The organism is Streptomyces sp. NPDC059564 (assembly GCF_042735575.1).
Taxonomy (GTDB): domain Bacteria; phylum Actinomycetota; class Actinomycetes; order Streptomycetales; family Streptomycetaceae; genus Streptomyces.
The window spans coordinates 1-6,656 of record NZ_JBHWBP010000133.1 but is presented as its reverse complement, the minus strand read 5'-3'; the positions used below and the strand labels follow the sequence as shown (position 1 = coordinate 6,656).

General features: G+C 72.6%; 6 protein-coding genes. All 6 read right to left on the bottom strand.

Annotated features, from left to right (window positions below; translation table 11 throughout):
- Positions 1-312 precede the first annotated feature (312 nt).
- The gene (locus ACFV0Q_RS22190) at positions 313-1,155 is read right to left on the bottom strand and encodes a hypothetical protein (RefSeq protein ID WP_385007913.1); all 843 of its coding nucleotides are present in this window, start codon (positions 1,153-1,155) and stop codon (positions 313-315) included.
- Positions 1,156-1,208: 53 nt separating this feature from the next.
- Positions 1,209-1,853 (bottom strand): GAP family protein, encoded by a 645-nt coding sequence (locus tag ACFV0Q_RS22185; protein ID WP_385007933.1) that lies wholly within the window; start codon positions 1,851-1,853, stop codon positions 1,209-1,211.
- Between the two features lie 234 nt (positions 1,854-2,087).
- Positions 2,088-2,927, bottom strand: coding sequence for an arylamine N-acetyltransferase (locus ACFV0Q_RS22180; RefSeq protein ID WP_385007911.1), 840 nt, complete (start codon positions 2,925-2,927; stop codon positions 2,088-2,090).
- Between the two features lie 97 nt (positions 2,928-3,024).
- Positions 3,025-4,152: a GNAT family N-acetyltransferase gene (locus ACFV0Q_RS22175; RefSeq protein WP_385007909.1), complete on the bottom strand. Its 1,128-nt coding sequence runs from the start codon at positions 4,150-4,152 to the stop codon at positions 3,025-3,027.
- Complete coding sequence (locus tag ACFV0Q_RS22170) at positions 4,149-5,429, bottom strand: ATP-grasp domain-containing protein (RefSeq protein ID WP_385007907.1); 1,281 nt, start codon at positions 5,427-5,429, stop codon at positions 4,149-4,151. Before ACFV0Q_RS22170 ends, ACFV0Q_RS22175 begins: the two co-directional genes overlap by 4 nt.
- Positions 5,426-6,656: MFS transporter (locus ACFV0Q_RS22165; RefSeq protein ID WP_385007905.1), on the bottom strand; the 1,231-nt coding region annotated here is incomplete at its 5' end. The genes ACFV0Q_RS22170 and ACFV0Q_RS22165, both read right to left, overlap by 4 nt.

Below are 6,656 nucleotides of genomic sequence, written 5' to 3'. Positions count from 1 at the left end.
CCCGGCCGATGAAGTGGTTTCCGTGGGCGTCTTTGTTCTGCGTCTTGTAGTCCTCCTCCATCTCGGAGATGATCTCGTCACTGATCAGCCGCCCGTCGCCGTCCGAGTCGAAGACGTCGAACGACCGGTCCAACTTGATGTCCAGAACGCTCATGACAACATTCCCTTCACTCCACGTAGTCACCCCGCTACGGTGCGAGACGGTCCAGGAAACCACACGCCCCGGCCTTCCTGCATCGATGGACAGGGATCACTGGGCGTTCCACCACCCGGACGAGGGACGCGCCCACTCCCTGCACGGCCAGCCGTCTCCTACGGTCGTTCGAAAGCCTGGAGTACACCACCGACCGAGAAGCACAGGGCACCGGACAGCGTCCCCCAGTTGGCGATGTCGGAGTTGACCAGGCTTCCGGTGGCCGGTCGGGTGAACGCGGCCAGTGCCGACACCATGAAGAGCACCGACCCCAGCTGGTTCACGGCAACGACCCACCAGCCCAGGCTCCGCGAGCGGACGCAGGGCCGGGACCGATGGCAGACCTCGGCGAACGCGAGATGGCCCGAAACCAGGAACAGTACGCATCCGACCACGTCAGGAGTCCAGACGAGCCGGTTGACCTGCTGGGCGGAGAGCCCCTGGAGGAATGAGTCCAGCAGATTGACGGCGAACACGAGCGTCCCCACGAACAGCACGAACGTGCTCAGCCAGTCCAAACGCATCGGCTCGTACGCCCACCACCTCCAGCCGCCGGTGACGAGTCGACCGCCCCCTTGGGTATGGCGAGGCGCGTTCAGCACCTGCAGGAGCGAGGTGTAGCCCCCGAGGTTGAAGAACAGACCGCCGGCGAAGAAGATCGACGCGCTCACGACCGCATCGGCCGACCCGAACTGGGCTACGGCGGCGCCGAGGGCGAAGAGCCCTCCTCCGGCAACGAACGCGCCCGAGGCAACGGCGTTCAGCCTCCGAAGGCGACCGAGGGCCTCGGCATCGGCGCTCGGGGACGTGGTGAGGGTGTCCCCGGGGCCGCGGACCGCGAGCACGCCGCGCCGTCGCGCGGGCCGGGACTCCCACACCACCGTTCCTCCTTCGGGGCTGTCCCAGAAGAGGCGGGTAGTGAACGGTCCTGCGCCGTCGGCGCGCTGCTCGGGCTGTCCCACCACCTGAGCCTAGCCACGGACACGGGCCCCGGCAGACAGTGAAACGCGCGCTGTCAGGCGACCAGTTCGTAGATGCCCTTCGCTGTCAGCCACAGGCCGACGAGCAGGGAGAGCGTGACGATCAGCTGCTCCTGGTGCTGCTCGAGCCAGGTCCGCAGGGCGTTCAGCCTGGCACCCGCGGCCTCCGGTGCCCAGACCGTGTACATCTCCATGACGATGAGGCCGAGCGTGGCCAGCAGGCAGTAGCCGGCGAGGGCGAGCCAGTCGGCGAGCGAGGAGAGGTCCGCGGCGACGACCGTCGCGGCGCCGGCACCGACCAGCGCCCACGGCTGCAGCAGCCAGGCCAGCCCGGCGGCCGTGACCAGTGAGGCGCCGTCCACCCGGGCGGTCCAGCGAGGGGGGCCGTGCGGGCGGGGCGGCCGACGGCGCCGGTGTGCGCCGTACAGCACCAGCCCCAGGCCGATGGCGAGTTTCGCACACGCCACGGCGGTCGACGGCGTGCTGTGGCGGGCCGGGGGGTTGCCCCCGGTCAGCAGCAGCACGCACGCGATCACCACGAGCAGGTTGGCGAGCCACGACAACAGGAAGGCCAGGCCCTTGCGGACGCCGCGCCGCGAGGAGAGCAGCAGGATGAAGGCGGTGTTGTGCAGAGGCCCCAGCGTGATGGCCGTACCGATCACGATCAGGTCGAGGACCATCAGCGCAGCCACTCCCGCAGGTCAACGCCGTTTGTCTCCTCTCGGGCGGGGAGAACCGGCTGAATACGGTGGGGCGCCGCTGTCACGGCACCGCATCCCGACTCTGCGGCCGACGGCCCGACCGGTCAAGCAGGCCACGCGGACGTCCCCGAACGCCGCACGGCTGATCGAGCGCACGCATCGCCCGCAAGCCCTGAACCGCGCGGCATCTCGCAACGGGGCACCGGGCACCCCTCACTGTCGCCCCGCGGCCTCCCACTCCTGGTGCGCGGTGTGGACGCGGTGCCACAGTTCCTCCCGCGCGGGGGCGTCGACGTCGGTCAGGTCCAGCCGGAACACGCCGGCCAGTAGGTCGTACCAGTCGTCGGCCGAGTCGATGGTCCGCTCTTCGGTGCCCCCCGCGTCGATCCGGCGCAGCACACAGCCGCGCAGCACGTGGATGCCTTTGGCGTCTCGGAGCTGGGCGGTGAGGACGCGGACGAAGCCGGACTCGGGGGAGGTGGACAGCCGGACGTGCTCCGCGGCGAAGGACGACAGCTCCACGGGCTCCGGCGCGAAGTCCATCGCCGTGAACGAGCCGCGGGGGTCGTGGGTGAACCGCCAGCCGCCGGGCGCCGCCACCGACGGGGTCAACGCGTAGGTGAACGGCCCCTGGGTGTGGCTGCCTTCACGCAGCGGCAGCGGCTCGTACAAGCCGTCGCCGAGCCCGGTGTCGACCAGCCACCGCTCGCCGTCCAGCCGCACGGTGAGCGCGAGATGGTTGCCACTCGCGCCCGCGGGGTCCTCGGGGGTGCCCTGCACCCCGGCCCGGTGCAGGGTGACGTCGTAGCCGAGGGTCGTCAGCAGCGCGGCGAAGGCCCCGTTGAGGTGGAAGCAGTAGCCGCCGCGACCGCGCACGATCCGGGCCACGGATTCCGCGGCGCCGATGCCCGTCGGCCGCCCCAGATGGATGTCGAGGTTCTCGTAGGCGACCCGCTCCACCTGCGCCCGGTGCAGCGCCCGCAGCACCTCGACGGTCGGGGCCGCCGGCCGGGCCACCCCGAGCACGGCCAGATACCGGTCAACGTCAGTCATGCTCGACCTCACCATCCGAACGGATGATCAGCATAGTCACCGCTACCGCCGCCCCACGCCCCGCGCCCCGTCCCGCGCCGACTGAGCCCCGCGGCGTTCAGGTGGTGGTGGCGAGGCGGGTGAGGCGGGTCGCTTCCTCCGGGTGGCGGGCCTTGACGTAGGCGATCTGGCGGACCGGGGTGCATCCACGCAGGAGTTTCGCCTCGTCCGAGCCCGTGGAGTAGTGGATGTGCGAGAGTCCCTCGGCCAGGGCCGTACGCAGGAGTTCGTAGGAGACCAGGCCGAAGTAGAGCGGCAGTCTGCCCTGGACCTCGTAGTCGAAGCCCGCCTGGCGGGCGTACATTTCGCCCCCGTGGGTGAAGGTGAGGGCGAAGCCCGCCAGGCGGCCGTCGAGGGTCGCGGTGGTGACGCGGGTGGCTCCGGAGGCGTGGCGGGCCACGCTGTGCAGGACCGCGGTGAAGGCGTCCGCGTTCGCGGGGGTGCCGTACTTGGCGTAGAGGGCCAGTTCCAGGGGGGCGAGCTGCTCGATGAGGCCGGGGGTGAGGGGCTGGGTGCGGTAGGTCACCCCGGCTTCGTCCAGGGCGCGGAGTTCGCGCTTGATCTTCGTACGGCGTGACCCTGCGAAGCGGGCCAGGTAGCTGTCGAAGGAACCGTCCCCGGGCACGGGCAGGGAGTACGCCGTCTGGCCCGGGAGCGCCGTGTAGCCGCGCTCGGCCAGTACCGCGCGCAGCAGGTCGTCGTCCTCGTCCACGTAGAGGAAGGACACGGCCCGCATCCCGGCCGCCCAGGCCTCCTCCTCGGCCCGCCGGACGAGCGCGGTGAGGGTGGCACGGCCGGCTTCGCCGTCCTGTCCGGGGGCGAGTCCGGCCTTGCTGTGGGATGGGTTGCGGCCCCCGCAGGCCAGGGCGGGCACCAGGCCCGCGGTCCACGGCGCCTCCTCGCCCGTCAGCCTGCGGTGGATGCCGTCGATGACCCGGGCCGGGCTGCAGAAGACGTACGGGGTGTCGTGGTCCAGGGGGTACGCGGACAGGACCCCGGTGCGGCGGTCCTGCCCGTCGTGGGCCGTGAAGTAGTACGGGGCCGTGGCGGCGGTGGCCTCGGCGTGCCGGAGCCAGGGGGTGGCGGCGTAGAAGCCGCGGGGGCCCAGCAGGCCGTCCCAGCGGTGCGGGTCGGCGTCTTCCAGCGCGCGGTGGACGCCGACGCGGATCCCGGGTGCCGGGGTCATCGTCCGCCGCCCGACTCCGCAGCGATCACGGGGGTGAGCTGGCCCAGGGCCGCCTCGGCCCTGCGGACCGCGTCGCCGGTGGTGTCGCCGACGGCCACGACGTAGCCCAGCAGGTCGAGATTGCTCTCGGCGGGCCGGACCGGGTCGCCCGGTCGGACCTCCAGATCGACGTCCACCACTCCGGGAACCCGCCGGGCCAGGTCCGCGCCGCCGATCTCGGTCAGAGTGCCGGCCTGGCGGGCGGACAGGTAGCGGGAGGCGGCAGCACGGTCGAGGGTCGCCGTGACGTCGGCGGCCCGGCCCGTGTGCAGCCGGACGACCTCGCGCTGGAGGTAGATGCCGGTGGCCTCGCGGATGAGCTGGGTGATCTCCGCGCCGGGCATCCGGCCGTTGACCTCGACGACGGACGGGCCCTTGTCCGTCACCTTCACCTCGACGTGCGCGGCGCCGAAGTCGTGGCCGACCACCTCCAGCGCCCGGCGGGCCAGCTCCGTGCACTGCGCGCGCACCGGCGCCGACAGCATCGAGGGGAAGGTGTCGCCCATCTCCACGAAGTACGGGTGGGAGCCGAGCGCCTTGTCGGTCACGCCGAGGAAGCGGCGCTCGCCGTCCACCAGGACGGATTCGACGCTCACCTCGAAGCCCAGGAGGTATTCCTCCACGAGTGCTCCGGGGCGCCTGGGCTGCCCGCGGAAGTCGGTCGGGGAGGAGCTGATGTCCCGGTAGGCGGCGAGGACCTCGTCCGGCGTACGGCACAGGGTGACGCCGATGCCGGCGGACTCCGTCATGGGCTTCACGACGCAGGGGTAGCCGAAGCGTTCGGCGGCGGCGAGCGCGTCCTCCTGGCTCGTGGCCTGGTGGAAGCCGGGCGCCGGAACGCCGGCCCGTTCGCAGGCCTGCCTCATCAGCAGCTTGTCCCGGCAGTTCCGGGCCGCCTGCGGGGAAAGGCCCGGAAGGCCGAGACGGGCGGCGACCTCGGCGACGATGGGGATGTTGTAGTCGGTGACCGTCATCACCCCCCGCAACAGGCCCTGCTCGTGGAAGGGCAGCAGGGCGGCGGCGACCGCGTCGACCGAGTTGGTGTCGGTCGTGACGATCTCGTCGATGTGCCGGGAGAAGACCTCCTCGGCGATCCCGACCGCCCGGTAGCGGTCCGGGTCGTTGCTGACCAGCACGGTGTGGAAGCCCAGCTCGTGGGCGGCGCGCAGCGGGGTGAGGCCGAAGTTCGACAACTGGCTCTCGACCACGGCGATCACACCGGTCTCTTCGCGGTTCATGGCTGGGTTCCTCCGGAGTCGGGTGCGGGGAGCGGGACAGGGGGCACCGTGCCGGCGGACGGCTCCGGTGTGACGGCCCGGACGATCGCCCGGCGGGCTGCCAGGCTCAGCAGGAGGGCTGCCAGGGTGAAGGCCGCGGGCGTGCACAGTGCCGCGCCCGGGCCGACGCGGTCGGCGACCAGGCCGGTGACGGCCGAGCCCGCCGCGCCGCCGAGGGCGATGAAGCTGCCGACCCGGGCGAAGGCCTGGGTGGCCCGTCCCTGGGCGGTCATCTCACCGATGAGCTGGAATTCCTCCGCTCCGGCCGGGGCCATGGGCAGTCCGCTGAGCACGAGAAGGACGCCCAGCAGCACCAGGGCCCAGGTGGCGGGCAAGCCTGCCGCCAGGGCCAGTCGTACGGTCGGCAGCGCGGCCAGGGCCAGGGTCAGGACGAGCAGCAGCCGTAGGTAGCGGTGGTACGTGGTGCCCCCGAAGGCACGTGCGCCGTAGAGGAGTCCGCCGACCACGCTGCCGGCCGACTGGAGTGCGACGAGGGTGCCCGCGAGTTCGGGGGGCGAGCCCTGGTCGCTCAGGGAGGCGGTGACGGCGACCGCCAGGCCGCTGGACAGCGCCGCCGTCAGGGCGATCGCGACCAGGACCGCGAGTGCCGCGGTCCGGTCCTGCCCCGAGGGCTTCCCACCCTGGCCGGGGGCGGTGGGGGCGGCCGTCCCGGACCGGGCGGCGTGCGCCCGGACCGCCGGCGCCTGGCCGTAGCCCAGCCCGCCGGCGCCGAGCAGGACGGCGGTCACCAGCAGCGCCCCGCGCGCTCCGGTCAGGGTGGCGAGCACGGTGACGGCGGTCGGGCCGAGGATGAAGAGCAGTTCGCTGAGGGTCGCCTCGAAGGAGTAGGCCCGCCGGCGCAGGTCCGCGTCCTCGGTGAGGGTGGGCCACAGGGCCCGCATCGAGGCGCCGACGGGCGCGGTGGCCAGTCCGGCCGCGCACGCGCCCGCCAGGGCGACGGTGGTCGGCGCCGAGCGCAGCCACAGCGCGGCCGACGCCACGATCAGGCCCACCACGGGCCCCGTGACCCGCAGGACCCGGCTCGGGCCGGCCCGGTCCATCAGCCGCCCGGTGAAGGGCCCTCCCACCGCGCTGCCGACGGCGTAGGCAGCGCCGGCGCCCGCGCCGACCGCGAGGGAGCGCCCCGACTGGACGCAGGTGAGCAGCAGGGCGAGCGGGACCATGGTC